The organism is Mycobacterium sp. IDUB_3 (genome assembly GCF_055419585.1).
The window spans coordinates 3,343,096-3,367,453 of sequence record NZ_JBVAXZ010000001.1; the positions used below are offsets into that span (position 1 = coordinate 3,343,096).

The 24,358-nt window shown below is 66.8% G+C and carries 16 protein-coding genes; 7 read left to right on the top strand and 9 right to left on the bottom strand.

What is annotated here, in order from left to right; genetic code table 11:
- Positions 1-86 precede the first annotated feature (86 nt).
- Positions 87-983, top strand: a complete 897-nt coding sequence (locus tag ACZYVJ_RS15500) for an SDR family NAD(P)-dependent oxidoreductase (RefSeq protein WP_463833010.1) — start codon at positions 87-89, stop codon at positions 981-983.
- On the top strand, positions 973-2,535 hold the full coding sequence (locus ACZYVJ_RS15505) for an AMP-binding protein (protein WP_463831828.1): 1,563 nt from the start codon (positions 973-975) through the stop codon (positions 2,533-2,535). Before ACZYVJ_RS15500 ends, ACZYVJ_RS15505 begins: the two co-directional genes overlap by 11 nt.
- Positions 2,536-2,621: 86 nt before the next feature.
- Here the strand turns inward: ACZYVJ_RS15505 and ACZYVJ_RS15510 are convergent, their stop codons facing one another.
- Positions 2,622-7,454 (bottom strand): cation-translocating P-type ATPase, encoded by a 4,833-nt coding sequence (locus tag ACZYVJ_RS15510; protein WP_463831829.1) that lies wholly within the window; start codon positions 7,452-7,454, stop codon positions 2,622-2,624.
- Positions 7,455-7,615: 161 nt separating this feature from the next.
- Positions 7,616-8,572, bottom strand: coding sequence for a sigma-70 family RNA polymerase sigma factor (locus tag ACZYVJ_RS15515; RefSeq protein WP_463831830.1), 957 nt, complete (start codon positions 8,570-8,572; stop codon positions 7,616-7,618).
- A 158-nt stretch (positions 8,573-8,730) separates the two neighbouring features.
- On the opposite strand from ACZYVJ_RS15515, the gene ACZYVJ_RS15520 reads away from it, so the two are divergent.
- Both ACZYVJ_RS15520 and ACZYVJ_RS15525 read left to right on the top strand, forming a co-directional pair.
- Complete coding sequence (locus tag ACZYVJ_RS15520; RefSeq protein ID WP_463831831.1) at positions 8,731-9,501, top strand: SDR family oxidoreductase; 771 nt, start codon at positions 8,731-8,733, stop codon at positions 9,499-9,501.
- Positions 9,502-9,527: 26 nt separating this feature from the next.
- The gene (locus ACZYVJ_RS15525; RefSeq protein WP_463831832.1) at positions 9,528-10,265 is read left to right on the top strand and encodes a DUF899 domain-containing protein; all 738 of its coding nucleotides are present in this window, start codon (positions 9,528-9,530) and stop codon (positions 10,263-10,265) included.
- Between the two features lie 236 nt (positions 10,266-10,501).
- On the opposite strand, the gene ACZYVJ_RS15530 is transcribed toward ACZYVJ_RS15525, so the two are convergent.
- The 3 genes from ACZYVJ_RS15530 to ACZYVJ_RS15540 form a co-directional block, all read right to left on the bottom strand.
- The gene (locus ACZYVJ_RS15530) at positions 10,502-11,560 is read right to left on the bottom strand and encodes an Ig-like domain-containing protein (RefSeq protein ID WP_463831833.1); all 1,059 of its coding nucleotides are present in this window, start codon (positions 11,558-11,560) and stop codon (positions 10,502-10,504) included.
- Positions 11,560-12,228: a sigma-70 RNA polymerase sigma factor region 4 domain-containing protein gene (locus ACZYVJ_RS15535; protein ID WP_463831834.1), complete on the bottom strand. Its 669-nt coding sequence runs from the start codon at positions 12,226-12,228 to the stop codon at positions 11,560-11,562. Before ACZYVJ_RS15535 ends, ACZYVJ_RS15530 begins: the two co-directional genes overlap by 1 nt.
- A gap of 348 nt (positions 12,229-12,576) precedes the next feature.
- A complete protein-coding gene (locus ACZYVJ_RS15540) occupies positions 12,577-12,930 on the bottom strand; it encodes a hypothetical protein (RefSeq protein WP_463831835.1) in 354 nt (117 codons plus the stop codon).
- 58 nt (positions 12,931-12,988) lie between these two features.
- Between ACZYVJ_RS15540 and ACZYVJ_RS15545 the strand changes: the two genes are divergently transcribed.
- The 3 genes from ACZYVJ_RS15545 to ACZYVJ_RS15555 all read left to right on the top strand — a co-directional run bounded on the left by ACZYVJ_RS15545 (position 12,989) and on the right by ACZYVJ_RS15555 (position 16,960).
- Entirely contained in the window at positions 12,989-13,531 is a 543-nt protein-coding gene (locus tag ACZYVJ_RS15545) for a M15 family metallopeptidase (RefSeq protein WP_463831836.1), read from the top strand.
- A 274-nt stretch (positions 13,532-13,805) separates the two neighbouring features.
- Positions 13,806-15,566 (top strand): hypothetical protein, encoded by a 1,761-nt coding sequence (locus ACZYVJ_RS15550; RefSeq protein WP_463831837.1) that lies wholly within the window; start codon positions 13,806-13,808, stop codon positions 15,564-15,566.
- Positions 15,567-15,571: 5 nt separating this feature from the next.
- The gene (locus ACZYVJ_RS15555; protein ID WP_463831838.1) at positions 15,572-16,960 is read left to right on the top strand and encodes a hypothetical protein; all 1,389 of its coding nucleotides are present in this window, start codon (positions 15,572-15,574) and stop codon (positions 16,958-16,960) included.
- A 126-nt stretch (positions 16,961-17,086) separates the two neighbouring features.
- Here the strand turns inward: ACZYVJ_RS15555 and ACZYVJ_RS15560 are convergent, their stop codons facing one another.
- The 4 genes from ACZYVJ_RS15560 to ACZYVJ_RS15575 form a co-directional block, all read right to left on the bottom strand.
- Complete coding sequence (locus ACZYVJ_RS15560) at positions 17,087-18,049, bottom strand: caspase family protein (RefSeq protein ID WP_463831839.1); 963 nt, start codon at positions 18,047-18,049, stop codon at positions 17,087-17,089.
- 76 nt (positions 18,050-18,125) lie between these two features.
- A complete protein-coding gene (locus ACZYVJ_RS15565) occupies positions 18,126-19,214 on the bottom strand; it encodes a GH25 family lysozyme (protein WP_463831840.1) in 1,089 nt (362 codons plus the stop codon).
- Between the two features lie 421 nt (positions 19,215-19,635).
- A complete protein-coding gene (locus ACZYVJ_RS15570) occupies positions 19,636-20,616 on the bottom strand; it encodes a hypothetical protein (protein WP_463831841.1) in 981 nt (326 codons plus the stop codon).
- 1,108 nt (positions 20,617-21,724) lie between these two features.
- Positions 21,725-24,325, bottom strand: a complete 2,601-nt coding sequence (locus ACZYVJ_RS15575) for a helix-turn-helix transcriptional regulator (protein ID WP_463831842.1) — start codon at positions 24,323-24,325, stop codon at positions 21,725-21,727.
- Positions 24,326-24,358: the final 33 nt, after the last annotated feature.

Genomic DNA, 24,358 nt, shown 5'->3' on the forward strand with positions numbered 1-24,358 from the left:
GGTCTGCTACGTGTAGTTACGAGTCGGGGGCACGGTCAAGCAACCGCCGACCCCGGCAAGCGGCTCGAGTGAATGCGGCAGCGAAGTTGAACGCGATAGCGCAGGCCCTGAACACGGTCACGGACCACGTGGCCAATCCGGCGCGGGTGTCGGACCCCGACAAGTTGCGCGGCGCCGTCTTCGGCAAGACCGTTCTGGTGACCGGAGCCTCCTACGGCATCGGTGAGGCGACCGCGCGCAGCCTGGCCGCCGCGGGGGCAACCGTCCTGGTGGTCGCCCGCTCCGAGGAACGGCTCTGCGATCTCACGGCGTCGATCAATGCCGGCGGGGGTCACGCGGTCGCCTACCCGACCGACCTCGCCGACGAATCCGCGGTGAACACCCTGACCAAGCAGATCACCGAAGAGCACGGCCCGCTCGACATCGTAGTGAGCAACGCCGGAAAGTCATTGCGCCGCTCGCTGCATGAACAGTACGACCGGCCGCACGACTTCCAGCGCACCATCGACATCAACTACCTAGGGCCGGTGCGGCTGCTGCTCGGGCTGCTGCCGGCCATGCGCTGCAACGGCAGCGGGCACATCGTGAACGTGTCGAGTGTCGGCGTCCGGGTGGCGCCGGGTCCGCAATGGGGTGCCTACCAGGCCTCGAAGGGCGCCTTCGACCGGTGGCTGCGCAGCGTGGCCCCCGAACTGCACACCGATGGCGTCGATGTCACCACCGTTTACTTCGCGCTGGTACGCACCAGGATGATCGCGCCCACCCCGCTGCTGGGCAGCCTTCCCGGGCTGTCGCCGGACGAAGCCGCCGACGCCATCGCCAAGGCGATCATCGAGCGGCCGCGCACCATCGCGCCGCCCTGGGTGCTGCCGGCCGAGCTGGCCTCCGTCTTGCTGGCCGGGCCGGCCGACTACGCCGCGCGGCTGTGGCATCGCCGATTCCTGAGCCAGCCCGACCCCGACGAGGCCGACGATGACGGATGACCGCATGGTCACCACCGCAGCCCGCGCCCTGCTGCGCTCCGGTCTGCTCACGCCGCCGGCGCCGCTCGCGGGTTTCCGGCTCCTGCGCGAGGCACGCCGTGGCGGCACCAATCCGTACACGCTGCTGGCGGTCACCACCGCCCGTTGGCCCGACCGGACGGCGATCGTCGACGATGACGGCGCGCTGACCTATCGCCAGCTGCAGGATGCGACCGAGTCGCTGGCGCGGCGGTTGGCCGCCGACGGGGTTGCACCCGGGCAGACGGTCGGGGTGATGTGCCGCAATGGACGAGGGTTCGTGGCGGGTGTGTTCGCCGCGGCCGTGTTGGGCGCCGACGTCGTGCCGATGAGCACGGAGTTCCGCAGCGATGCGCTGGCGGCCGCGCTACAGGCCCACCGCATTTCGACCGTGGTCGCCGACGACGAATTCGGCGAGCGGGTCCGGAGTGCGGACGCATCGGTCGCCACCGTCGACCCGGCGAGGGTCGGCACCGAGGAGGGCGCTCGCCCGGACGTCGCCAGCCCCGGTCGCATCGTGCTGCTGACGTCGGGCACCACCGGGAAACCCAAGGGCGTGCCGCGCACACCGCAGCTGCGCTCCGCGCTGGGCGTGTGGGTGACGATCCTCGATCGCACCCGGTTGCGTACCGGTTCGCGGATTTCGGTGGCAATGCCCATGTTTCATGGTCTGGGGCTGGGCATGCTGATGCTGACCTTCGCCCTCGGGGGCACCTTGCTGACCCGCCGCGAGTTCGACGCCGAGGGCGCGCTGGCGCAGGCGTCGCTGCACCGCGCGGACGCCTTTACCGCGGTGCCGGTCGTGCTCGCGCGAATCTTAGAGTTGCCCGAGCAGGTGCGGGCGCGAAACCCGCTGCCCTACTTGCGCACGGTGATCTCCAGCGGCGACCGCCTCGACCCCACCCTGGGCCAGCGCTTCATGGACGCTTACGGCGACATCCTCTACAACGGCTACGGCTCCACCGAGGTCGGCATCGGTGCGCTCGCCACGCCGGCGGATCTGCGCGAAGCCCCGGAAACGGTCGGGAGGCCCGTCGTCGGGTGCCCGGTGCGCATCTTCAACAAGAACGACAAGCCGGTCGGCCCGCGGGTCACCGGGCGGATCTTCGTCGGCGGCGAATTGACCAGCGAGGGCTATTCCGATGGCGCGGCCAAAGCCGTCGTCGACGGCATGACCAGCACCGGCGACATGGGCTATCTGGACAACGCGGGCCGGCTCTTCATCGTCGGCCGAGAAGACGACATGATCATCTCCGGCGGCGAGAACGTGTATCCGCGTGCGGTCGAGAACGCGCTGGCCCAGCACCCCGCCATCGCTGACAACGTGGTTATCGGCGTCCCCGACGAACGGTTCGGTCAGCGCCTGGCGGCGTTCGTGGTGGCGCAGCCGGGCGGCGAGATCGACGTTGCCGAGCTGCGTGAGTACTTGAAGGGCCGAGTCTCGCGCTTCGAACAACCGCGCGACATCAACGTGGTCGACAGCATCCCGCGCAACCCCGCCGGCAAGGTGCTGCGCAAAGAACTGTCCGGCTGAACGCGATCGTCCGGCTCCTTACGCGCGCCGCTACACGGCGCTCGCCGTCGCCGGGCTGAAGGCTCACTCGTCGCCGGGCTGAAGGCTCACTCGTCGCCGGGCTCCAGGGCGGCGACCTGCTTGGCCAGCCAGTTGGGTGCCAGCGCCGAGATTGCGGTGGCACCGGCCGTCGAACCAAGCACACCCGACCAGGCCACCGGCCCCAGCGGCGTGCACCCGAAGAACTGGCTGAGCACCGGCGTCTGGACGATGCCGACCAGCACGCCGGCGCTGCCCAGGGCGGTCGCCACCACGAGCGGGCTGTGCCGGCGGGTCAGCAGTGTCTGCGCCAGCTGCGTCGTCACGAGTGCGGTCAAACCCATTGTAGCCGTGCGGCGTTCGGTGCCCGGCGTCCAACGCCCGATGGCCCAGGCGGCCGTCGCCCCGGCGGCCGTGACGGCGCCGCGGGTCACGATCTGGCGCATCAGCGGGGCGTCGAGCGACGGTGTGGGTCCGGTGAGCACCGCGCGGCGGTGCAGACGGCGCGCCTCGTCGGCGGCCTCGGCGGATTCGTACTCGGCGACGTCGGGCTCGACGTACTGCGAGGTGACCGCGACCGCGAGGGCGGGGAACATGTCGGTGAGCAGATTGACCAGCAGCAGCTGCCGCGTCCCCACCGGCGCGCGGCCTTGGCCGAAGGCGGTCCCGATGATGGTGAACAACACCTCGCCGACGTTGCCGCCGACCAGGATCGTGACGGCGTCGCGAACTCCGCCCCACATGCTGCGGCCCTCGACCAGGGCGTCCATCAGCACGCCGAGATCCTCGTCGGTCAACACGATGTCGGCGGCGCCGCGCGCGGCGGACGAACCGCGACCGCTCACCCCGATACCGACGTCGGCCATCCGGATGGCGGCGGCGTCGTTGGCGCCGTCGCCGACCATCGCGGTCACCCGCCCGCAGCGCTGCAGGGCGGCCACGATCTGCACCTTCTGCTCCGGGCTGACCCGGGCGAACACCTGCACATCGGCGACCAACCGGGCGCACGCGTCCTCGTCGAGACCGGCGAGCTCGGCGCCGGTCACCACCCGCGCGCCCTCGGGCAGACCCAGCTGCCGCGCGATCGCCCGCGCGGTGACGGGGTGGTCGCCGGTGATCAGCACCACGTCGCGCTCGGCGTCCACCAGCGCCTCGATCAGCGGGCGCGCCGACGCCCGGGCCGTGTCGGCCAGGCCGACGTAGCCGAGCAGCTCGAGGTTTTTGGCCGCGGCATCCACGGCGTCGGCGTCGGTGTCGTCGTCGTCGGTCTCGTGCTTCCAGCCGCGCTGCGCCACCGCGAGCACCCGCAGCCCCTGCTCGGCCAGACCGTGCACCACCGCCTCGGCCCGCTTCCGGTCGGCGTCCGGGTCGGCGAACTTGCAGCGCGGAAGGATGACCTCGGGGGCCCCCTTGAGGAACAGAACCGGTGCGTCGGCGGGGTGGCCGTTGTCGTGACCCACCGTGCCGATCGCGGCGGCGAAGCCGCGGCTGGACTCGAACGGCACCTCCGCGAGCATCTCCCAGTCCGAATCGCCATGGCCGTTCAGCGAACTCGCCGCGGTGAGGATCGCCTCGTCGGTCGCGTGCGCGTGGCCCTGGCCTTCCTGCGGCTGGGCGGACGCGCGCGCCGCGGCCCGCAGCAGGCCGGAGGATTCCGGGGCGGTCAGTTTCGGGAAGGGCTCGTGCGGGTCGACGTCGTCGGGCACGGCGCACACCACGCGCAGCCGGTTCTCGGTGAGCGTGCCGGTCTTGTCGAAGCAGATGGTGTCGACGCGGCCCAGCGCCTCGATGGTGCGCGGTGCGCGGACCAGGGCCCCGCGCGCGGTCAGCCGCTGGGCCGCCGAGAGCTGGGACAGGGTGGCCACCAGCGGCAGGCCCTCGGGGACGGCGGCCACCGCGATCGCGACGCCGTCGGCCACCGCCTGGCGCAGCGGCGCGCGGCGCAGCAGCGCCAGCGCCGACACCGTCGCGCCGCCCGCCAGCGTCAGCGGCAGCACCTTGCTGGTCAGTTCCCGCAGCCTGGCCTGGATTCCGGCTGACGTCTCGACGTCGGCGACCGCCGAGATCGCGCGGTGCGCGGCTGTGCCGACCCCGGTTGCGACGACGATCGCCCGGGCATGCCCGGCGACGATCGTGCTGCCCTCGAACAGCATGCTGGCGCGGTCGGGGTCGTTGACGGCGACTGGGTCCACCTGCTTGTCCACCGGAAGCGACTCGCCGGTCAGCAGGGACTCGTCGACCTCGAGGTCTTCGGCGATCAGCAGGCGGGCATCGGCGGGGACCACCTCGGGTGCGGCCAGGTCGATGACGTCACCGGGCCGCAGGGTCTTCGCGGACACCGTCGCGGTGCGGGTCGCGTGCCGCGCGGCCTCCAGCCGGCGGCGCGTCGTCGCCACGGCCGGGACGACCACCCGGCGCACCAGCTGGTCCTGCTCGGCGAACAGCTCGGCGGCGGCGGACTCGGCCCTCAGCCGTTGCGCCCCGCCGGTTATCGCGTTGACGGTCATGACGCCGGCCACCAGCAGCGCGTCGACGTTGCTGCCGACGATGGCCGACGCTGCCGCGCCGACGGCCAGGATGGGGGTCAGCGGGTCGGCGAGTTCAGTCCGGGTGGCCGACGCCAGCCGGGCCACGCTGTGCAGCGGCTTGCGCAGGGGTTCCAGCGCAGGGCTGTACGAAAGGTCGTCGAGACGGCGCCGCCAGGACGGCTCGGTTTCGACGGCCATCGGCCGCGCGCCGCCGGCCAGCCGCGAGTACACGATCTCGGGATCCAGTGCGTGCCAGGCGGTCAGCGGTTGCGGAGTGGGGTCGGGCAGTCGGAGCACCCGGGTGGCCGAGAAGGTTCCGGCCAGCAGCGCGGTGGCCGCGGCGGCGTTGACCGGGTTGAGCCAGCGCCGGAAGCTCACCGGGCTGGCGCCTGCCTCCTGCTCACCGGTGACCAGCAGCAGGCCGGCCAGTGTGGTGCCGCCCTGCGCCAGGTGCACCGCCGACTCGCTGGCCGACCGGGCCACCGGGATGGCCGACAGGATGCGCACCGCGTCGGCCAGATCGGTGCCCGTGATGATGTCCGCCGTCCATGCCGTCGCGGCGCGCGGATCGTCAAGCGCCACACCGACATCGGCAATCGCGAGCGCGGCCAGGGTGTCGGTCGAGGCGAAGTCCCGATGCAGCGCGGTGATCAGCAGCACCGGTCCGCGATCGGCGCGCAGCTCCCGGACCACGTTCAGCAGCGGCGTGCCGGGCGGATGCGTGGTGCCGACGCTGGCGGTGAGGTCTTCGGTGCCCGCGACATGACGCAGTACCACTCGCGCACCGGTGCGGTTCGCGGTCTGGAACAGCGGAATCGCGTAGGGGTCGACCTCCCAGCCCACGTCGACACTGCCGACGCATTCGCCGTCGACGACCAGGTCGGCCTTTTCCAGGCCCTGCGCCGGCGTCGCCGACGACCCTTGGGACGGAACCCATCTCAGTCGCGCGCCGGTCGCGGGCAATTCGTCAGGGTCGGGCTCGGGCGCCTCCTCGCCGTGCAGCAGCGCGTCGGCCACCTCGTAGACCCGGTCGTCGTCCCAGCCGGGAGCGTCTCCGCGAACATGCAAGACCGCGCGATGATCGCCGCGCAGCGCAGCGCCGTCGATGACGACCACTTTCAGCCGGTCCAAGCGGCGCAGCGCGCCCGGGTCGAGCACCAGTTGCCCGGAATTGGCCAGCCCGCGACCCAGAATCGCGGCGAACGCCTGGCGGCCCATGTGCGCGGCGCGGGGCACCCCGGCCTCGATGGCGGCGGCCGCGTCTTCGGTGCCGCCGCCGGCGACCAGCGCGCTGACCGCGGCGATCAGCGAGCCGTTGGCCGCCGAATCGACATAGCTTTCCACCGGCCCGGCCATCGAGCCTTTGGCCTTGTCCATCGCGGCGTCGATCGTTCCGCCGACCACGACGTGGGAGGCGTCACCGGCCGCCGCGGCGGCCCAGCTGTGCCGGGGCAGCTCCGACTTGGCCGAGGAAATGACCGGGACCACCGGAGCCTGCGGCCGGTCGGGAGAGGCAAGCTGCGGCTCGCGGTCGCGCCACACGCGCCGATGCGCCGACGCCTCGGAGACCTGCAGGGTCCGTTGCGTCAGGTCGAGCATCGGGGTGCCGAACGACTGGGTCAATCCGTGGGCGGCCGCCGTCGTCGCGGCCAGGGCGAGGTCGGTGCCCACCCGGCCCAGCCGGCCCTCCAGGATCGAGACCATGCGCGGTTGGTGATTGATCAGCGCGGCCGCGGCACGGGTGGTCTGCGGCGCTGCGGGCAGTCGGGTCACCCATCCGGTGACCGCGGCGCCCATCGCGACGAGATCCATTGCCGCCGCGGTGAGTGGCACCAGAATCGCCAACGGGTTCCCCGGGTCGGCGAACGGCGCGGACAGCGGCGGCGATTCCGACTTGGACCATGTGATGTCGGAGGCGATCGAGGCCACCGTCGCGCGCACCTCGTCCAGAACGGCGTCGTTGTCCGCGTCGTCGGACAGTTCGACCACCAGGCGGCCGAGTGAACCCTCGACGTGCGCCTTGGTCACACCTGGGATTCGGCGCACCGGCTCTTCCACGGCGGGCGCGTACTCATGCCAGCGTGGGAACGGAAGTAGTGGATCCAAGTCCAGGTGTACGCGGTGCCCGCTGTGCCAGCGCACCGGTGGCATGACGGTGCCGGGGTAGCCGTTGGATGAACTGTCCAACCCGATCGCGCGTCCCGTCGTCTGGGCGACCGACTGGATGACCGGGCCGGCGAGTCCGGTCACCGGGCTGGCCAACGCCTGCACCGCGCCCGCGGCCCCGGCCGCGGTGGACACACCTGCCCGCACTACCTGCGCGGCTCCGCCAGCTACGCCAGCGACGACGCTGGAAACGCCGGGAATCTTCACTCGTCACCCTTCACTACGTCTACCGCGCCTAATGATCCTGACGTGTGGAGGACCTGTCCACACGTGGGCCGGGAAGGTGAAACCGTGCGACGACGCCGATGACGATGCAGGTCGGGCCTCCCTTAGAGAGCAAGGGGTGCGATTACGTCCCTGCTCAGAGGTTACCGGGTTGCCGCCAAACCAAACGTGGGGAACAACCCGGCGTCGAGGAAGACGGTGATGCTCGCGATGCCGGTGGCTCCGGTGGTCAACACGTGGATGGAATGGGCCCGCATCGCCCCGTCGGCGCTGCGCCGGTATTCGGCAACGGCGGGTTGGGAATTCGCGGCCGTCGGGATCATCACAATATCGCCGGCCCGGGCCAGGGCACGGTCGGCGAGGAATCGCAGCACGGCGTCCCGGCCGGTGAACCACACTGGCATCGGCGGCATTTCGAGTTTGACGTCCGCTTGCAGCAGCGCCGTCAGCGCCGCCATGTCCGCGTTTTCGAATGCCGCGCAATACCGGTCGAGCAATTCGCGGCGCTCGGCATCGCCGGGCTCGGACATGCTCTCCTCGGCGGGCGAGAGCTCGGCAAGGTGGGCCCGGGCGCGCTGCAGGGAACTGTTGACCGCCGCGGGCGTGGTATCAAGGAGCTCGGCCACCTCGGCCGCGGTGAACTGCACGACGTCGCGCAGGATCAACACCGCGCGCTGCCGCGCCGGAAGCTCCTGAAGGGCCGTCATCACGGCCAGCCGCACGCTCTGCTTGGCGGCGAGGTCGTCTTCGGGGCTCTTGAACATCAGCGCGTCGGGAATGGGTTCCAGCCAGGCGTGCGCGCCGACCCTCGCGTCGAAATCGGCGTCCGGGTCGATCGAGCCGTCCCCCACGCCCATCGGCAGCACGCGGCGGGCACGGTTCTCCAGCGCCCGCAGGCAGGCGGTCGTCGCGATCCGATACAGCCACGTCTTCAACGCCGCGCGTTCCTCGAACGCCGGATAGCCACGCCAGCCCCGCAGATACGTCTCCTGGACCAGGTCTTCGGCGTCGTGCACCGAGCCCAGCATGCGGTAGCAATGCGCGATCAGCTCGGCCCGAAAAGGCGCCGCCCGCTCGACGAAATCCTCCTGCGCCGGCACGACCTACTCCTTTCGGCTGCGAGGGAACCTACTCCCTTAGAGACGTCCCGCCCTCGGAATTCATCGGTCCGCGCGCGATGAATCCAGATGCCGCGTCGTATCTGAATTGGTGAAGCCGCGGCCACGGCCGCAGAACACCTCAGAGAGCGAGAACGACCATGAACCAGCCCCGCACCGCCCACACCGACGGGCTCGCCGGCACCCTCGCGATCGTGACCGGAGCCGGCCGCGGCTTCGGCCGTGCCATCGCCTCCGCGTTGGCGGCCGCCGGTGTGCGCGTCGTCGGCGTTGCCCGCACCCGATCGCAACTCGAGGAGGTGCGCACCCAGCTCGGCGACGCCTTCACGCCGGTGGTGGCGGACGCCGCCGATCCGGCGACGGCCGAACGGCTGATCGACGAGTACCGGCCGCGCACGCTGGTGCTGTGCGCCGGCGCGACGCCGCCGATGTTGCCGCTACAGGAACAGACCTGGGCGACTTTCAGCGAGAACTGGAACTCCGACGTCGCGCAGGCGTTTCACTGGGTTCGCCAGACTCTGCTGCGCCCGCTGGCCCCGGGTAGCTCCGTGATCGTGATGTCCAGCGGCGCCGCGCTGAACGGGTCGCCGCTGTCGGGAGGCTATGCGGGCGCGAAGGCGACCGTCAGGTTCATCACCAGCTACGCCGGCATCGAAGCGCAGCGTGCGGGGCTCGGGATCAGGTTCACCGCCGTGCTGCCGCGGTTGACGCCGGCCACCGACCTGGGGGCGGCCGCCGTCGCGGCCTACGCCAACCGCCAAGGTGTCGACGTCGACTCCTTCGTGCAGGCCAGCGGGCCCTCGCTCGCCGCCGAGCAGGTGGGCAAGTCGGTGCTCGAGATCGCCACCGGCGGCGCCACCGGCCAGGACGCCTACCTGCTCACCGCCGCCGGCCTCTCGCCGCTGGCCTGAACATCCGAGACCGAAAGGCACACAACGTGAACACACCGCCGATCGTGTCCGCCCAGCAGTGGGCGGGTGCACACCAGCAACTGCTGGCGAAGGAGAAGGAACTCACCCGAGCCCACGACGCACTCGCGGCCATGCGACGCAGGATGCCGTGGACAGCCGTGGACAAGCGGTACGAGTTCGACGGTCCCGAGGGCAGGGTCGACCTGTTGGGTCTGTTCGAGGGCAGGCGTCAGCTCGTCGTCTATCGCGCCTTCTACGGACCCGACATCGACGGCTGGCCGGACCACGCGTGCCGGGGCTGCTCGATGATCGCCGACCATGTCGGCAACCTGGCCCACCTGAACGCCCGCGACACCACGCTGGTGTTCGCCTCGCGCGCCCCGCAGGCCGATATCGAGCGGCTCAAGACGCGGATGGACTGGAAGATGCCGTGGTACACCATCACCGATGACTTCGACGCCGATTTCGGGGTGGACGAATGGCACGGCACCAACGCCTTCATTTACGACGGCGACCGGGTGTTCCGCACCTACTTCATCAACAACCGCGGCGACGAGGCGCTCGGAACCACATGGAGTTTCCTCGACATGACCGCATTGGGACGCCAGGAGAACTGGGAGGATTCGCCGCCGGGCTACCCGCAGACCGCTCCCTACGAGTGGTGGGACTGGCACGACGCGTACGGTGAGCACGAACCGTCACGCTGGTTCGGTGAGCCCGACCCGAACGATCCCAACGACCAACGGCCGCCGCGCGAGAACTGAGGCGACCGTTTGCATTACTCGGGCCTGGAACATCAGTAGCACCAGCGCAATTGAATCGTTAAACGGCCAGATTCCGTAGAGCGATCAAAACCGCCAGACAACTCTCCTCGAGTTGCGCTGCGCGCCAGCCCCGGTAGCTGGTGACCGGCGCACCGGATCCCGAAGGCACCGGCCGGCAACACTGGGCGACGGCTGGTGTGGGAAACGGTATCGACAAGAACGCTTGGGCCAGACGGCTAGCGAAGGGGCACGGTGGCGACGCTAGACGGCGGTGTCGGCGTCGGGAGTGCGGGCGGCGTGGTCGGGGTGGGCGGCGCGGCCGCGGGCGGTGTGGTCGGGGTGGGCGGCGACGTGGGCGGAGGGCTTGTGGTCGATATTTCCGAGCGAACGCATTTTACGACCGCCCGGCCCGTCTGCCCCGCCGCTGTCGCGGTGATGACGGCGAGGACGCTTGGTGGCGGTAACGCTCTGAGCGTGGGGTTGGGGCGCGGGATCTTGATGGTCAGCTGTCCTTGCTGGCTGATCGACGTGAAATCGCTGTTGTCGGTGGCCCATTGGACGTCGGTGAGGTCAGCGGTAGTGCCATCGGAGTAGCTACCCTTCGCGGCCAGGGTGTAGGAGCCTGCGCAACTCTGGATGGTCGGTGGGTCGATGGTGATGCCGGTGAGGTCATGCGGCATGAGGGTGATCGCGACCGAGACCGACTGGTTTGCGATGGTTGCCCGTATTTCGGTTCTTCGTGGAGGCCGACCACGACCATCATCCACAGCGGTGACCAGCCCATCGCGATCAACCGCCGCGACTCCGGGGTCATCGGAGGTCCAGTCGACGGCGTTGGTGATGTCACGGGCGGAGCCGTCGCTGTAAGTCCCGGTGGCTTTTAGCTGCTGTGTTGACCCTCTAACCAATGTGGCCTCGGTGGGCGAAACTTTGATCGCGGTCAGCGACTGCGGCTTCACACCGCTGTTGCCGTTGGCTGTAGTGGGGTTGAGTGTGGTGCTCGGCGTTTCGGTCGTAGTGGGATTGGTTGTGGTGCTTGATGTTTCGATTGTAGGTGTAGTTGTGGGCACGGGATTGGCACTGAGGTGCGGAGGCGCCGTGAGGACGAAATGCGTAACGATTGCAGCCGCCGCCAGAACCGAGACGGCGGCGAGCGCAGTCGTGTAAGTGATGAGCATCCGAATTCTCAGGTGGCGCAATCCGATTCGCACCGCCCGCTCTACGTCGAGCGGATGGCTGTCGATGCGTTCCCGGGCGGCGGTTTCCAACGCCTCGTACAGGGCTGGATTGGGCATCAGCGGTCCCCGCCCCGAACGTCGGCGGCGTCCAGCACCGCCTCGGCCTGCGCGATGTGAGCGTCCACCTCAACCGGCGGCAGATTCACCATGTCGGCGACGTCTTCGACCGACAAATCGGCGTATACGGTGAGAACCATGATGATCCGCTCAGTCTGTGACAGGCCCGCCAGCGCCCGGTTGGCGGTGGGGAACGTGTCGGGCGGTGGGCTGCCGGTGAGCCGGCTGTATGCCTTGAGCCGATGGACGAACCAGCACAGTGCGTACACCTCCGTCGCTGCGCTGACTGGGCCACGCCAGCGTTTTGTTGCCTCTGCGATGGCGGCGCTGAGCAGGTCATTAGCCAGCGCGGGGTCGTCGCACAGCAGGTTGGCGGTCACCTGAAGTTGAGGGCGTTGCTCGCTTAACTCGCGGCGTAGCTCCTCGCCACGATTTGCCACCGCGACAACGACTTTGAACAGCGATGGAATGCCGTATTCGAGCTGGGTAATGGCGGGCATCACTCCCGCGGTCAGCACCACGACGCAGCCCAGGGTAATCAGCGTCAAGCCGGTCACGTGGCCGCTCGTTACGACGCCCACCACGATGAGCCCACCGGCACCCACCACCAACGCCACGCGCCAGGGGCGCACGAAGTCTCGCCATGGTCGCGGCGGTGTCTGGCACATGCTGCTCCTCCTGATCGTCCCTTACCTCTGAATCATCAACGGCACAAGGGTGGGTGACGCGCGTAGTCGACTACTCGAATCGGCGGACCGCGCCGTCCTGGGAATGCGGAAGTCCCGATCCGGTTCTGACACGCGTTGCCGGCTCTCGGCACGACGAGTAGTGCACTACGCGCGATATCGACGTCACGCGCTGAAACGATCGTCGTCGGCTGAAGCCGGTGGCCATGATGTGACTTCCGGTGGATGGAGCCGAACCCTCGAAGGGAGAACACAAATGTCTCAAGATGCTGACGGCGGCTTGACCGACGTCATGACCGATCCCGGTAGTGGCGATAGCACCGACACCACCTATACATTCCCGGGCGATACCTCGGACACCGCGAACACGACGGACGCATCGAACGCTGATGACACCGCCGCCACGTCGAACAGCGACGACAGCGCGGACACCTCGGACACGTCGGACACCAGCGATACGTCAACGGCCGATACCTCGGACACGTCGGACACGTCGGACACCAGCGATACGTCAACGGCCGATACCTCAGACACTTCGGACACTTCGGACACGACGGACACGACGGACGCGTCGAACGGCGACGACAGCGCGGCTACCTTGGACACGTCGGACACGTCGGACACCAGCGATGCATCAACTGGCGACACTTCGGACACGTCGACCGTCGACGACACCTCGAACATATCGAATACCGTTGACAATACTAACAATAACGAGACGACGGCCAACGGCGACCCATCTGTGAACGTCGACTACAAGAAGATGGTCGCGATCCCGAGCGGAATCGATGCCGGGGTCAGCGCCGCGTCGCAGGCAACGATGTTGTCGGCGCTCGGCGTCCCCGGCACCCCGCAGGACAGCTGTGGGACACCGTCGCCGGCGCTGCAGAAGTTGATGAAAACCGCGAGCGTCGGCCCGTTCCGGGTGACCGGGTTGGTGCCGGCGGTGGACGCGCTCACCCGCGTCTTCGCGGCGGTCAAATCGGCCCGGCCCGACCTGTACGCACTGCTGGGTACGGCGGGCATGCTGTGCGTACGTCATGTGCGCGGTTCCACGACGAACTTCTCCAACCACTCGTGGGGAACGGCCATCGACATCACCATCGGCGGGCAGCTCACGCCGCGCGGATCGACGACGGTGCAGCAGGGCCTGGTCGACCTCGCGCCGTTCATGCACGCGGAGCGATTCTTCTGGGGCGCCGCCTTTCCCACACCTGACGGCATGCATTTCGAAGCCTCAAACGAGTTGATCGCGGACTGGAAGTCCAACAAAACGATTCCGTGACACTCAGCCGTCCGCTCTTGACGCCGCGCCGCCGCCTCCCATCACCTTCACCCAGGTGGTCCCGGGACCGGTGGCGCGGCGTGCGCCATTGGCCGAATCTTGTTGCGGTGATCGTCAATCAAGAGCGCGTGGGTCGAATGGCGGCGAGTGAGCGCGGGATCGAGTAGTCCACTACTCGTGCCCGCGACGGCTACGCGGAGTTGCATAGTCGCTAGCGCCCATCGGGGCGACAACAGGGCGTTAGGAAACGCTCAGGCATCACGAGGAGATTCCCATGCCAGACGGAGTATCGCAGCTCAGCAGTGTTGGCTGCATAACAAAAGCTTTGCTCGACGCGCTGGATCAGATCGAAAATCAAGTCGCTGCAAGTCAGATCGGCCCCGATGGCAAGCCGCTCGGTTCGGCGGTGTATATGCACATGCCGACCGGATATCCGATAGACCCCAAGATGTTCGCCAATCCGTGGACGCCTGCGGGGGGAGATTCTTCGAGCCAATTCAGCAACGACGGCGCGTTTTCCGCGCCGGCCCAAGCCACGTCCACGACTGCGCCGGCGGGGCCGCCTGGTTCCGTGTATCCGCCGCCGGCGAAGCCCGACCCGCAGATGGAGGCGTCCATTCAGGCAGCATTCTTTACGTCGAAGCTTGTCGACCAGATGCTGGAAGTGACGCAGAATGGCGTCGCAACGGCTTGGCCTGATCGAAACGTCAGCGTTGAGTACTTCACGGTGGTCGAGGGCATGCAGCCGATGGACAAGTCGACTCCGGCCCAAGCGGTCCTCGATAAGATAGCCGCGGCGCAGGATCTCCTGTACATCAAGGACGCCAACGGAAACCGCATCGGCTATACGCCGCTTTACGCACAGTTCCGGCGCAATCAGCAGGCGTGGACCGACGCGATCGCCGCGCAGGCGAGTGCCTATGCGCAGGCGATGGCCGATCCCGTCGCAGGACAGGAGTGGCCGATTGTGGCGCGCAGCTATGCAAACAAAGTCACCCAGGCGCTGAACGACTTCAACAGCATGGGTCGCCAGCAGGTGCAGGACGCTCTCGATACGATTGCGACGCAAGGAGAAAGCGCGATCACTGCACTGGCTGCATTGGCGCGCCAGCTGTATGACGCCTTTCAGGTCCAGCTGGCCGGCGGCATTTCGGCCAACGTTCCCTGGTCTTATATCAGCCCGATGTCGTGGTGGGACTACACCGACGAATCCTTCGGTGTCCAAAAGCTGACTGGAACAAGCCAGGCCCATGACGCAAGAACGAATTCCGCGACGGGTTCCTTCGCGAGCAACTGGCAGCGGCAGCAGTCGGAGTCGAACAGTGCCAGCGGCGGGTTCAACGTAGGTATTTACAGCGCCTCCGCCAGCGGCAGTCACGCTGATGCGTCCAACGCCTTCGGCAACAATGCAAACCAATTCAATTGGACTAGCCACCAAGATAATTCGAGCTCTGCTTCGGTCTCGCTGGAGTACTTCATCGCGACTATCGAGCGCCCATGGTTCCTCGGCGATATCTTCAACCTCAAGGGCTGGTATCTGGTAGGCCAGCGCGCCAACAGCATCAGCGACGGGACCGTTGCCAATCAGATCGGAGATAAGTGTCCCGCGATTCTGCCTATGCTGCCCAAAGGGTTCCTCATCGTCCGCAACGTCAAGATCACCTGCGACGACTGGGGTGATTTCGGCACCAGCTTCAGTCAGGCGGCGCAAGCGAGTCAGGGCTCGGGACAGTCGAGTTCGAACTCGCTCGCGGTATCCGGAGGCTACCTGTTCATGAAGGGTTCGGCCCAGCACCAGGACCAGCAATCCTCCGGTGCCTTCGGTTCGCAGCAGACGAGTTCGGGTTTCACATTCACGTCCGACGGTAAGAAGGGCGGAACGTTAGAACTGCTGGGTTCGCAGATCGCCGGGTGGATCGGGCAAATTCAGCCCGCGGCCCCGCTGATGGACGACCCCACGCTGCCGAAGCCGACTTCGGCGAACTCGCCGGAGGCGATGGCGGGGGCCGGAGCCACACCGGCGCCGGGGAGCTGAGCAGCATGGCCGGCGGGGACACCCTCGCAACGGTTGGCGAGAAGGTGACGGATGTCTTCGTCCACGCGTTCGCAACCGGGAACACCAACATCTCGCTGGTCTTCCTGCCCTTCGCGTTGCCGACGCCGGACGACATCGTGCAGGGCGGTGTGGTCAATCCAACCCGTTTGGCCGCATTCCTGGTGCCGAATTTCGATGCGCCCTACCTGATGTCACCATCGCAATATTCCGTCCACGGACAGGATCTCTACTACGGCACGGCGAGCCAGATCTATCGGCTCGCCGTGTCCGCTGCCCGACCGACAGCCCCAGTCGGGAGCGATGTCTGGACGCGCATCAACTCCGAAATCGCGATGGCCCAGGGGCTGCTGGGCCCTGCCGGCGTCACGCCCGAATTCGCCTGCGTGCCGGATGACTGGGTCTTGCCGGATTCGACCTACTGGTCCACATTCGATTCGACGCAGATACAAAACGCCACTCCGGCGGAGAGCAGCAGCCCGCGATTGCAGCTCCAGCGGGCTGTCAACCCGTACCTATGGACGATCAAGCCCGCGGAGGAGCAGGCTGCCCCCATCCAGAACCTGACATATCTTCATGAATTGAATCCGGCGCTGGTGACCGCAGCGACGGAGAGCCCAGTCGCGGCAACATCGACCGTTAAACTCAACCCTGCTGTGGTAGCGGCACTTTCGTTCCGGCCGGCTGCGGCCCAGCCCGCCGCCGTCGACGCTGCAGGCGTGCGGCAAGCCATTCGGTTCCTTCCTCAGGCGCTACCCGGCTCCGGCGCCTCGCGCATAAGGCCAGATCGGGTTATCTGGCATGGCCCGATCTTTCAGCCGCCGCCGCCACCCCCGCCGCCGCCCCCGCCGCCCCCAACGTCGAGCATGTCGGTGTCCTTCAAATACATGTCGGCAACCATCGGTTTCGCGGCCGCAGGCGTTTCTACCTGGGACGGGGTTTTCCTCGCCGACCCCAATTGGTACGTGCCGGGCATGCCGAGAGGCGGCCTGTTGCCGGCACCGAACGTTGCGGTCACCCAGGGTGAAGCTGCGCTGATGTACGGTCTCCCGATCGCGATTGTCGTGGTCAAAGATCTCAATATCTCGGTGCAATGGAGTGGTCAGGACCAAGCGTCTTTGAGCGGCAGCGACTTCGTTGGCCCGTTCTCGTTGGCGGGCGCCTCGACCACTACTTCCGATGGGACATGGACCTATTCGCGACCGGGTATGCAGGTCGTCGCGCTGTTGTGCAGCCACCTGCCCGTCCTCCCGCCAGCGGATGCGCCCGATGTCGTGCGGCCGGCGACGGATACTGGACCGCAAGACACTTCCGCAGATGGTTCGGCGACGCCCTCGGGCGGCGATCCGGCCGCTGGGGAGGCGGGAGATTCCTGAAATTCCATCAAAACGAACGCCCAAAACCCTTGTGATTGATGGATCTGAGCTCGGTCGTCGGCTGACCAACCGAACCGGGTTTTCTGAAAGCTTATTGGCGCCGAATCATCTTGCGTGGGAACGCCTCTAGGGGCTGGAATACTCGATACCCTGCTCGACATCGTCGGACATCACATCATTATCGAACTGTTCGGGTTTGGAGGTGTTCCAGCCCACAAGGAAGTTCTCGTCCATCCGGTTTTGCTGGCCCAGCAGAGTTGGCGTCTGCGACTTGCCGAGGTTGTTTTGAACCTCGTCGCGGAGCTTGTCGATCAGATCGAGATAGCTGATGTCGGCGCCCGACGATGCGACGACGTTGACCAATGCTTGAGTGAGCGCGCTGTGGGTATCGGCTTCCCACGCGGACTCGTCGTAACGGCACGCCGCCACCACGCACGATTTAGACCCCGCAACGAGAGCCTTATTGTCGTCGACGCTGCATACCACGCCATTACCCTGCCCGGCGACGTTGGAAACGTTGCCGTCGAAAGCGGTGCTCCCCGGGGCGATTAGAACGCCACACGGCACGATCGCAGACATGGTGTTGACGCAGGACTGCACCACATCGGCGGAGTAGCTTGCCGACTTCACCGGCTCGTCCGGCGTACCCTCATGGATGCCGCCGGAATTGCAGCTGTCGAGGATCACGGTGAAGTTGACGAAGGACGGCTGCAGTGAATCGGCCAACGCATGCAGATCGAGATCGGCAATCGGCGCGCCACTAGCGGGGATGAAACATTCGTAGTAACGCTGCGGGTTCGATTCATCGGCCGGCAACCGGCCGCCGTGCCCGGAGAAGAAGAATGTCGCAACGTCGCCTGCGTCACTGACCGCGAGCAGGTGCTTGATCGCGGCGTAGATTGCGTCACGCGTGGCGGCGCCGTCCGTCAGTGACGCGATAACGGTGGCATTGAAGCTCTGGCTCAACAGCGTGTTCATCGCGTCGGCGTCGTCGAGCGAGCGGTTGAGATTGCTCACCGACCATCCTGGCGGCAGGCTGGCCTGCCCGGTGTAGTCGTTAACGCCGACGATGACTGCTCGGTGTGTCATGTTGTGCTCCTGTGAAATTCGTCGTTTTCACCGCCACCCGGGCCCGGCGACGCCGCGCAGTGGATGGCGGTCTGGACTACTTGAGGACGGCATTTCGAAGATCGTCGAGAGTGGGGCGCGCGGCGCCCATGACGAACACGCTGATGTCGATCTTGGTGAAGCCCGGAACAGTGTGTGGATAGCCGGCAAGGTAGGACGTGTTGTCGCCGCAGTACTGCCATAGGACGATCTCTTCGAGCTGGAAGGCCTCGAGGCCGTGGCGGACCATCTGCTGGGTGTAGCTAGGGTTCCAGGCCACATCGCAACCCATCTTGTCGGTGATTCCGAGATCCCGCATCGCACCGCGACCATAAAGCATGACGCGACTTCCGAGTTCGGACTTCAGCTTCTGTGCGCATGCACTGACGCAGTCGATGACCTGCTGCGCGCTGGCGCGGTGGTTGGCGTTGCCGGCGCCGCCCAACTCGACGTCAACGATCGGCATGATGTCGCCGTGGTCCCACCCGCCGGCGGCGTCGATAGCCTGCAGGTATGCCGCGGCTTGATCGCCACCCGCCGTGTCGAACTTGAGAAACAGATACGCGCCACGGAACCAACTACTGCCATAACGTGATCCGCCTGCATCCTTGACCGCCGGCCAGTTGCGTGCGAACCATCCGCCATCGTTGAAAGTCTTGCCTTCCCAGGCCTTGATGATGGCCCCATAGAACTGCGGCTGGGCGACCAGTGCGCTCCAGGGTGGATTCATTCCGCTGTCGCCCGAGTACTGGTCGACGATCAGGTAGGGCGGACCCGGGTCGGCCGCCGGCGCGTCCGCGCTTGTCGAGGAGACGCTGGGCTGGGTGGTGTCGGCACCGGCGTCGGGGTCAGCCGTATCGGATGTCTGCGGTTGGGGTACCGGTGCTTCGAGGGGGTCGATCCCAGAGTCGCTGGTCGCGTCAGTCTCCGCCGGAACTGTATCGCTGGTGGAGTCGTTCACGACTCCACTGTCGGCGTCGGTACTGTCGTCGGTGTCGGTGTCGGTGTCGGTGTCGGTGTCGGTGTCGCGGTTGGTATCGGTGCTGTCGTCGGTGGATGTGCTGTCGTCGGTGGAGGTGGCGGCATCATCGCCGGCGTTGGCGGAATCGCTGTTGTCGCCGTGGTCGACGATCCAAGGTGCGGTCATGATCAATGCCCCAATCGGAAGTTCGTGCGCGACAGACCTTCTGCCGCTGGGGTTTATGGCGAGGTATTCAGTGCCTGGCCGAATTTCGTAAGCCGATGGTTTCACCGAGCCGGGCCGGACACACGCGTAGGCCGGTACTCGTTTTTGGTGTCAGCCAGCCATGGATCGCCGAGTAGTGGGTCCCCATGCAAGTTCCTGCTCCCGCTGTCGTCGATCTTCGAGGGCTGGGAAAACCCCGCAACACAGGACGAGGTTGCCGTCCAGGGCCCCGGATTCACGCGCAGCGTGACGTGTTCGCCTTCAGGCCGATTGGCGGACGCCACCGCAGATCCGGTATCCGGCGCCGCGGATACCGGATCTATCCGGGTGGCCGATAAACGCGCGTCGTTCATGGCCGTGTGCACCCGCCCGGCGGGTCTGACTAGGTGTCGGCACCGGCAAGCTCGGGCTCCGGTGTTTCGGACGCGCCGGAGTCATCCGAGCTGTCCGGCGTGTCGGAGGTGTTGGAATCGTCTGTGTCCGTTGTTTCGGAGCTGTCTGGGCTGCCCGATGTGTCCGTGGTGTCTGGCGAGTCCGAAGTATCGGAATTATCTGTGTTGTCCGAAGGTTCAGAATCGTCCGAGCTGTCCGAGCTGTCCGAGCTGTCCGAGCTGTCCGACGTGTCCGACGTGTCGGAGGTGTCCGAGGTGTCTGTGGTGTCCGAGCTGTCGGACGCATCCGACGCATCCGACGCATCCGACGCGTCCGATGTGTCCGCGGTGTCTTGCGAGTCCGACGTATCGGAATTATCTGTGGCGTCGGTGGTTTCGGAATTGCCCGAGCTGTTTTGGGTGTCCGAGTTATCCGCCGAATCTGGGGTGCTCGACTGACCCGACGTGCCGGAGGAGTTCGAGGTATGCGATGCATCCGAGGAGCTGGACAAGCCGAAAAGGTCCCGGAGCTGAGGTGTCAAATTGGAGTCCGTCGGGTGGTGAATCGTGCCTACGGTGAACCCCTCTACCTGCTTGATGGCGCCCATCATTTTCTGGAGTTCGGCATCGCTCAACGCCTTGACGACCCGGGTTGTGTCGAGACCAGTCAACTGGTGAATCCGGGCGGCGTACGCGACGGGATCGTTGCGGGGATCGCTGGCTGGCGCGTATTTCTTCATTGCGTCGACGATGCTAAGGCTGCCATAGACATTGGATCGCAGCACGTCGTGCAGCGCCGTCCATCCCGAGTTGTAGTCAGGGAAGATCGCAAGCCCGCGCTTGTCGACGCCAATTGCGTTCTTGTACGGAAGTTTCCCTGGTAACAGATTTCCCGGGTTGTTGTTTCGCCACGCCAGCGTACCTCCCTCGAGGATGCAGTCTGCATAGGCGACGAAGGGATCCTGCGAGGATCCTGGAGACAATTTAGACATTGCGTTTTCCGTTCTGTGAGGTTGTTATGGTTGTCGTCGGGAAACCACTCCCAGGTCGACGCGATTAGGTCTACGCCGGCTTTTGTTAGGGAACATGCGTAGCGGACTACTCGAATCGTCAGGATCGTCAAGGTGCCAGTCGCCCAACCCGGTCCGGTTGAGGCAACCACGTGCCATGTCCCGCAACCCCGCGCCGGTTCCGCAACCCCGCGCCGGTTTCCGCGACCGGGACCGGGACCGGGACCGAAAAGCGTGGTTCTGCGATAGATCTCGGCGGCCAGCTGGGGGAAAGGACCGCCTCAATCCTCGCGGTGGCGTTCGTAGTCCCAGCGCTCCAACCATGTACAGAGGTGGTGCATTCCGACGCTGACCATGAGCAGGACAACGCATTCACCGGCTACGGTCAGGCCGTTCACGGTCGTTCCATAACACGAGCCGTGGCGGCGCACTCAAGGTAAGTTGCGCGCCGTTGTGGAAGGCGGTGAACCGATCTCCGCTGGGCGAGTGAGCGCTGCGACCATCGTTGCCAGGGCGAGATGGTAAGGGAGCGCGGGATTGTCGTGATCTGCGGTGGGGCGATGAGGACGCCCGTTGCCGCGGCCGCCTCACCCCTCACAGCAGGTGGATACGGCGGCGTATGGCAAGCAGGCGTGCGGCCGGTTCCAACGGCTGCCGTGGGTGTAGGGGCATTCTGGCGTGGTGCCACTGCTCCTGAAGTAGATGCCATCTCATCTCCCTGGGCGATTGCGTTTCCCGTGGGCTCGGTGTCTGACGAAAACTTACGGAGTCACCGGTATTGCGGGCACGCGTAGCGGGCTACCCGATGTGCAGCGAAGAGTCCTGCGGTACCGGTCTGATGGCTGGCCACACCTGTCGATGTTCGCGCAGTGCGTCTTATTCGGGACATGCGACCAGCGTGGGAGCTAAACCCGTTGCGCACATGGATAATTCACGGCCCCGCGTGCCGTTCATACGTCGTGGATACCAGGGATTTGCGGCGACGTCGGCTGGGTGTGCAGGAGCGGCGGGCTTCGTTGCGGTCAGGCACTACTCGATGACGTCTTGGTGTTACCACCAGGGTGAAGTAGTGTCGCCGCAACCAACAGAGTCAGCTGATTTTATTGCACGCGACGATGGCCGCCAGCTCTTCGCGGTCGGAGACGTCGAGTTTGATGCAAGCGCGGTAGATGTGGCCTTCGACGGTGCGCACGGACACCGTTAGCTTGTCGGCGATCTCGCGGTTGGACAAGCCTTCGGCTATTAGGGCCGCGATCTCCCGTTCCCGGGAGCTGATCGGAAGGGGTCGGACCGCAGCCCGGATCGCCGGGGTGGTGGCGCCACCGCACACCGCGGCCAGTCGCAGTGCCCGCGCCGCGACTTCGGTGGTGTGCCGGCTGTGGCCGCTGCGGTCATAGAGCACGACAGCTTGGGCGGCGGCGTCCGCCGCCGAGAGCAGCAGCCCCGCGTGCTCGAAGTCGACGCTCACCGCGTCCAGAGCACGCGGATCGGACCCGGCCACCGCCACAGCGTGGCGGGCATACAGCAGGGCCGATGTACCGTCGACCTGCTTGGCCAGTGCGCCTAGCCGAGCGGCGACGGAGCGGTCCCCGAAGCGGGCCGCGTGGTGCAGGGCCTCCGCTTCGATGGCGTACTGCCCCGCTCGACGGGCGGTGTCGGCGGCGGCGCGCGCCAGATCGATTCCGGTGCGTTCGCCGCCACGGGCGGCAGCGAGCCACGACTTGGCGATGATGGCCATCGGCTCGTGCAAGGCGAGGTGGGGACCGGCGTGCTCGTTGGCGTCGGCCAGCACCCGCTCGGCTTCTGACGTTCGGCCCAGTGCTGCATAGGCCCGGGCCAACAGCAACCGACAGGGCAATCGCCACGGCAGCGAATGCTCGGCGTTCAGCGCGGCGAGCGCTTGCTCGAAGGAGTCGATGGCCGGAGGAAATTGCCCGCGGTAGCTGGCGACGAGCCCGGCCATGATTTTCGCTATCGCCCAGCCGACGAACTGTCCTTGTGAGGAAAACCGGCTGTAGTCTGCCACCCGCTGGTCGGCCTGATCCAGCCTGCCGGTGTGGGTCAACGCCAGGATGTCGCCGTAACGGACCATCCAACGGATCATCCCGTCGGTCGCCTTCTGTTCTGCGCGACACCGTGCGGCGATCGGTTCGAAGTCGGCGCCGCGGCCGGCGACCGGCATGGCCAGACCAGCGGCGAACGCGGCGAAGTCGACGGCCTGTTTGGGTGCCGTAGGGTCGGCCAGTACGGTCTCGGCGGCCGCGATGCCGTCCTCAATCTTGTTCTGGTGCACCGCCATTGCCGCGCCGGTGGCGGTCACGATGAGGCGCAGTGCGGGGTGGGTGACCCGCTGGCACATCAGTGCCAGGATGTCCTGGGCGTGGGCCACTTCGCCCATCGACCAAAACAGCGTGGACAGCCGTGGGATACCCCACAGAACTAGCTGCAGCTCGTCGAGGTCGTCGGGTTCGAACTGCGCCAGGATCGCGTCGGCTTCGCCCGGCCGCCCTTGCCACAGCACGGCGCGTGATAGTAATTCGGCGGCGCGAAGCCCATCGCCGTGGTCGAATGCGCTGCGCGCCAGGCGTTCCCCGAGTGGAAGGTTGGCCAAGAAGACGGCGTCTTTTGCGGCCGCGATCAACAGACCGTTGTCGGTGACCTGGTCGCTGTCGACGGACAGTTGCGCCAGGCGGATGCGGTCCGCGGCCGAGGTGATGTCTCGGCCGGCCAGCACCGACACGATGCGCCCCCGCAGCCTTCGCGCCGATGCGGTACCCGTGCGGCGGCGCACCACATCTCCGTACAGCGGATGGCTGATGCGAGCGTTGAGCAATGGACCGTCACGCACAATCCGGATGAGCCCCTGCAGCTCGGCAGCGTCGACGGCACCTTCGCCGGCCAGCTCGACGAGCGCATCGAGGTCCAGCGGCTCGCACAACGCTAGAAACTGGAGCGCGCCCAAGGCCTCGGCGCCGGCGCGATCAAGCCGGTTCTCCATCAGTTCGGCCAGCCCGGAAGAGACGGCGGTGGGGCCCCGCAGCTGCCAGACGCCATCGACCTCGGTCAGAGTACGCGCTTCGACCGCGCCTTCGACCATGTGCCGCAAGAACAGTGGGTTGCCACCGGAGGCCGTCCACATGACGTCGGCGGACAAGCCTTCCAGGGTGCCGCCGAGCACCGACTCGACCAGCGTGATGCTCTGGTCCTTCGACAGCGGCTGCAGATCGAACCGCTGCAGGTAGCCGTCTTTCCACAGCGAGGTGACCGCATCGGGTACGGGTTCACCGCTTCGGACTGTGGCTACGATGCGGCCGGCGCGTTCGGCGGCGATGTGGTGCAGCAAGGTGGCCGACAGTTGGTCGAGCAAATGCGCGTCGTCGACGCCGACCACCGGCTCCGTGTCGGCCAAGAGGTTTTCGCGTGCGGCGGCCAGCAACGCGATCGGATCTCGCGCGCCCGTGGTCCCCACCCACTGCAGGAATGCACCCAGCGGGATGGTTTGGGACGATTCGGTGCACGCGGCCCAGTGCACGGGCGAGGGCAATGTGGCGGTGACGGTGCGGGCCAGCGTTGTCTTACCGACGCCGGCGGAACCGATGAGCACAACCCCGCGCTGTGCGTCGCCGGTGAGCGCGCCGCGGATCGCTTCCTGCTCCTGCGGCCGTTCCAGCAACTGCCACTGGCTGCTCATGGAAGGAAAGTCTAAGGCCGCGTCAGCTCCGTC

Excerpts from the sequence above, each read along its gene's own strand:
- ACZYVJ_RS15505 (WP_463831828.1), top strand. The coding sequence starts at position 973 with ATGACGGATGACCGCATGGTCACCACCGCAGCCCGCGCCCTGCTGCGC.
- ACZYVJ_RS15520 (WP_463831831.1), top strand. The coding sequence starts at position 8,731 with ATGAACCAGCCCCGCACCGCCCACACCGACGGGCTCGCCGGCACCCTC.
- ACZYVJ_RS15530 (WP_463831833.1), bottom strand. The coding sequence starts at position 11,560 with ATGCCCAATCCAGCCCTGTACGAGGCGTTGGAAACCGCCGCCCGGGAA.
- ACZYVJ_RS15535 (WP_463831834.1), bottom strand. The coding sequence starts at position 12,228 with ATGTGCCAGACACCGCCGCGACCATGGCGAGACTTCGTGCGCCCCTGG.
- ACZYVJ_RS15540 (WP_463831835.1), bottom strand. The coding sequence starts at position 12,930 with ATGTTCGAGGTGTCGTCGACGGTCGACGTGTCCGAAGTGTCGCCAGTT.
- ACZYVJ_RS15550 (WP_463831837.1), top strand. The coding sequence starts at position 13,806 with ATGCCAGACGGAGTATCGCAGCTCAGCAGTGTTGGCTGCATAACAAAA.
- ACZYVJ_RS15555 (WP_463831838.1), top strand. The coding sequence starts at position 15,572 with ATGGCCGGCGGGGACACCCTCGCAACGGTTGGCGAGAAGGTGACGGAT.
- ACZYVJ_RS15560 (WP_463831839.1), bottom strand. The coding sequence starts at position 18,049 with ATGACACACCGAGCAGTCATCGTCGGCGTTAACGACTACACCGGGCAG.
- ACZYVJ_RS15565 (WP_463831840.1), bottom strand. The coding sequence starts at position 19,214 with ATGACCGCACCTTGGATCGTCGACCACGGCGACAACAGCGATTCCGCC.
- ACZYVJ_RS15570 (WP_463831841.1), bottom strand. The coding sequence starts at position 20,616 with ATGTCTAAATTGTCTCCAGGATCCTCGCAGGATCCCTTCGTCGCCTAT.
- ACZYVJ_RS15575 (WP_463831842.1), bottom strand. The coding sequence starts at position 24,325 with ATGAGCAGCCAGTGGCAGTTGCTGGAACGGCCGCAGGAGCAGGAAGCG.